The sequence below is a fragment of the Rhizobacter sp. P1_G5 genome, from assembly GCF_056405435.1.
On the sequence record NZ_JBFUCB010000591.1, the window covers coordinates 1 to 3,779 of the forward strand.

At 65.7% G+C, this 3,779-nt stretch carries 5 protein-coding genes; 3 read left to right on the forward strand and 2 right to left on the reverse strand.

The window, feature by feature from the left end:
* The 3 genes from AC1D12_RS27565 to AC1D12_RS27575 form a co-directional block, all read left to right on the forward strand.
* A partial coding sequence (locus tag AC1D12_RS27565; protein WP_477844241.1) for a DUF4397 domain-containing protein occupies positions 1–283 on the forward strand: 283 nt, incomplete at its 5' end.
* A 98-nt stretch (positions 284–381) separates the two neighbouring features.
* Positions 382–840: a response regulator gene (locus AC1D12_RS27570; protein ID WP_477828313.1), complete on the forward strand. Its 459-nt coding sequence runs from the start codon at positions 382–384 to the stop codon at positions 838–840.
* Positions 837–2,453: a response regulator gene (locus AC1D12_RS27575; RefSeq protein ID WP_465113202.1), complete on the forward strand. Its 1,617-nt coding sequence runs from the start codon at positions 837–839 to the stop codon at positions 2,451–2,453. The genes AC1D12_RS27570 and AC1D12_RS27575 overlap by 4 nt, the downstream gene beginning before the upstream one ends.
* Here the strand turns inward: AC1D12_RS27575 and AC1D12_RS27580 are convergent.
* Together AC1D12_RS27580 and AC1D12_RS27585 are read right to left on the reverse strand one after the other, a co-directional pair.
* Positions 2,450–3,286 carry a LuxR C-terminal-related transcriptional regulator gene (locus AC1D12_RS27580; protein ID WP_082004685.1) on the reverse strand — a complete coding sequence of 279 codons (837 nt, stop codon included), beginning with the start codon at positions 3,284–3,286 and terminating at the stop codon, positions 2,450–2,452. The two genes, AC1D12_RS27575 and AC1D12_RS27580, sit on opposite strands and share 4 nt — an antisense overlap.
* On the reverse strand, positions 3,205–3,669 hold the full coding sequence (locus AC1D12_RS27585) for a hypothetical protein (RefSeq protein ID WP_477844244.1): 465 nt from the start codon (positions 3,667–3,669) through the stop codon (positions 3,205–3,207). The genes AC1D12_RS27580 and AC1D12_RS27585 overlap by 82 nt, the downstream gene beginning before the upstream one ends.
* Positions 3,670–3,779 lie beyond the last annotated feature (110 nt).

Sequence of the window (3,779 nt, forward strand, 5' to 3'; positions counted from 1 at the left end):
GGTCAAGCTGCGCTTGGTCAATGCCGTCAACGGCCTGACGGGCAGCGTGACGCTGACGCTCGACAGCGACGTGATCGGCGACGACGTCGCGTTCGGCACTGCCTCGGCGCCGGCCACGGTGGCCACCAGCGCCGCATTGGCGACGATCGTGGCCAGCGCCGGGTCGAGCAAGCTCTGGCAGGCCACGGACCAGACGCTGACCACCGGCAAGGTCTACAGCGTCTTCCTGCTGGGCAACACGTCGACGGTGGGCACCTCCAGCCTGATGCGCGCCGACCGCTGAGGCGGTTCAGGGTTTCCCCCTCGGAGCACCACCGGCTCCCGGGGGGGCTCTTCGAAGGTCGATGGCGCTATAGTCGCTCGCATCCGGAGGGTGCGGCGATGTTGTTGCAGCGCGCGTTCAGGGCCGTCGATGTCTTGATGGTCGAAGACAACCCGGGCGATGTTCGTCTGACACGCGAAGCGCTGCGCCGCAACGGGCATGACCTGCGGCTGCACCATGCCGAGGACGGCATCTCGGCGATGCGGTTCCTGCATCGCGACACCCCTTACGAAGCGGCACCGCGGCCCGACCTCATCCTGCTCGACCTGAACCTGCCGTTGATGGGTGGTCGAGACGTGCTCGCCGCCATCAAGTCCGATGCGTCGCTGCGGTCCATCCCGGTGATCGTGCTGAGCACCTCGCAGTCGGACGACGACGTGTCCCGTGCGTACGACCTGCAGGCGAACTGCTTCATCAGCAAGCCCGCCGATCTGCACGAGTTCAACCAGGTGATCCACAGCATCGAGCGCTTCTGGCTGCAGACGGTGAGCCTCACCGGTCGCGGGGGTGTGGCGTGAACGGCCAGCGTCGTGTCCTGCTGATCGAGGACAGCGCGGGCGATGCACGCCTGATCAGGCACATGCTCTCGCAATCGCGGACCGACGAGTTCACGCTGGCCTGGTGCGAAAGCCTGGATGCGGGTGTGCAGGCGCTGGCGGAGCAGCACTTCGACGTGCTGTTGCTCGACCTCGGCCTTCCCGGAACCTGGGGTCTCGACACGATGCGCCAATTGCTTGCGCAGCCGGTGAAGGTGCCGGCCCTGGTGGTGATGAGCGGGCTCACCGACGAGGCGGTCGCGCTCGAGGCGATCCGCACCGGTGCGCAGGACTACCTGGTGAAGGGCGAGGTGACCGCGGACCTGCTGTCGAGGGCGATCCGCTATGCGATCGGGCGGCGCCAGGCAGAGGACATGGTCCTGGCCCATACCGCCGAATTGGTGATTGCGCGGGATCGGGCGGAGGTGGCCAACCGGGCGAAGAGCGCGTTCCTCGCGGCGATGAGCCACGACCTGAGAACGCCGCTCAACGGCGTGCTGGGCTTCGCGCAACTGCTGCAACGGGACAGGAACCTGACGCAGCGGCAGCAGGCGGGCGTGAATGCCATCCGGCAGAGCGGCGAACACCTGCTGACCTTGATCAACGACATCCTCGATCTCGCGAAGATCGAGGCCGGCAAGTTCGAGCTGTGTCCGACGGTGTTCGATCTCCCGCGCTACCTCGACGGCCTGGTCGAGTTGATGGGCGTCAGGGCCAGGCAGAAGCCCGCGTTGCAGCTGGGTGCGGAGCTGTCCGCCGACCTGCCGGAGACCTTCCGGGCCGACGAGAAGCGGCTGCGGCAGGTGTTGCTGAACCTGCTCGACAACGCCGTCAAGTTCACCGAGCGCGGCACGGTGACATTGCGGGTGCGGACCGGCGGCTCGAACGCGCTGCGCTTCGAAGTGCAGGACAGCGGCGCCGGCATGGATGCCGCGCAGCTGTCACGGCTGTTCCAACCGTTCGAGCAGGTGGGTGGGCTCGAGGACCGAAACCGCGGTACCGGCCTGGGCCTGGCGATCAGCCGGCAGTTCGTGCGGCTGATGGGCAGCGAGATCCACGTTCAGAGCGCGAAGGGCGAAGGCACGCGCTTCTGGTTCGACCTGGCGCTGGAGCCTGCTGCGCAGGAGAGCCCGTCCGCACCGCCATCGGCACCTGGCTGCGTGATCGGCTATGCCGGGGTGCGGCGCAGGATCCTGGTGGTGGACGACGTGGTGACCAACCGCGTCTTGTTGCTCGACATGCTGGGCGGCCTGGGCTTCGAGCTGTGCGAGGCCGGTGACGGCACCGAGGCGTTGTCCGTGCTCGCCAGCAGCAAGCCGGACCTGATCCTGCTCGACATCCGGATGCCCCGCCTCGGAGGCCTTGAAACCCTGGGCCTCCTGCGGCAGACCCATGCGCAGCTGCCGGTGATCGCGATCTCGGCAGGGGCGATGGTGGACGACAAGGAAAGGAGCCTGTCGGCCGGTGCCAACGCGTTCCTGACGAAGCCGATCAACCTGCAGGCGCTGCTGGACCAGATGGGCGCACTGCTCGACCTGGAATGGGTCGAGGAGACCCGTGCGCCGCCACCGGTCCCGGGCGCAACCACGAACTAGCGCAGGATGTTCTGCGTGCGAGCGACGGCCTCGGTCCGGTTGCGCACGTTCATCACCTTGAAGATGCGCGACAGGTAGTTGCGCACGGTGTTCGGCGAGATGTTCAGCTCGGTCGAGATGCGCTTGTTGGGCATGCCCTGGCAGACGCACTTCAGCACGGCTGCTTCGCGAGGCGCGAGGTCATAGGCGGCAGCGAGGTTCTCTTCCGCATAGGTCTGCTCGCTGGCCTCGATCTCGGACGTGCCGGCGACATGCGTCATCTCGTCTTCGGTCGGCATGTACTTGTTGCCGCCCAGCAGCGAGGTCACCGCCTGCAGGATGTCGGCAGCCGAGCGCGACTTGGGAATGAACCCGGAGACGCCCACGGCCACGGCACTCGACACGAAGCGTCGCGTCGTGTGCGTCGAGAACACGGCGATCGGCGGGCAGGCCGGAAGCTTCCTGAGGAACACCACGCCATTCAGGCTGGGCCCGATGGGCGACGAGATGCCGAGCAGCACCAGGTCGACGGTCTCGTTCGAAAGGATGTTGCGTGCCGTCTGGAAATCGCCTGCGGCCAACGTGATCACCGGCCGCTCGAGCTTGTTCAGCAACAGGCTCACGGCGTCTCTGACGATCTCGTGGTCATCGACGATCAGAATCCTTGCTATTCCACTACTGCTTGTCATACCTGCCTCGATGTTGAAAAGATGAGAGTCCGGTCCCTGGATCTTGGTGTGATGCCACTTCGCGGCGGCGTCATCTTTTGAAGTCAGGCTGCTTGAGCCCTGACACCGATGTTGGATCTGCCATGTGCAGGCAGCATGGGTGATTCGTGCATCTTGTCTGCACATCCTGCGATGGGTGTCTCTGGATGCTTGTGCGATGTGCCTGTTGCTTGCTCGCGAAGCACGGACAGCAAGGTCGTGGCGCTGGTGTCAGTCTTGTGGCGCGAGCCGGTGTGCTCGTGCGCCTTGCCCGCCTGCCGTGCGCGGAGAATGTCTTCACGGCGCCGGGCCAGGGCCAGCTCGCTTTGCAGCAGATCGATCTGGCTGTTCGCGTGCTGGAGGAATTCGCGGGTGGCAGCCCGCTGGGCGACGAACTGGCGCCTCAGCACGGACAGTCGCTTGTCGAAGCAGCGATGCGCCTGCCACCACACGGCGATCAGTGTCGGGAGGAGCAGCCATGTCGCAGGCAGCGTTGCAAGGCTGGCCAGGGGGCTCGGAGAAAAGTCCATGGTCTTTCCCGTTCGGTGAGACGGTCGCTGGGGTTCAGTGACCTGTCAGGTTGCTGTCTTGGGTGTCGTCATGATCTCGATCGCAGCGGCGTTTGGCTATGGACAAATGC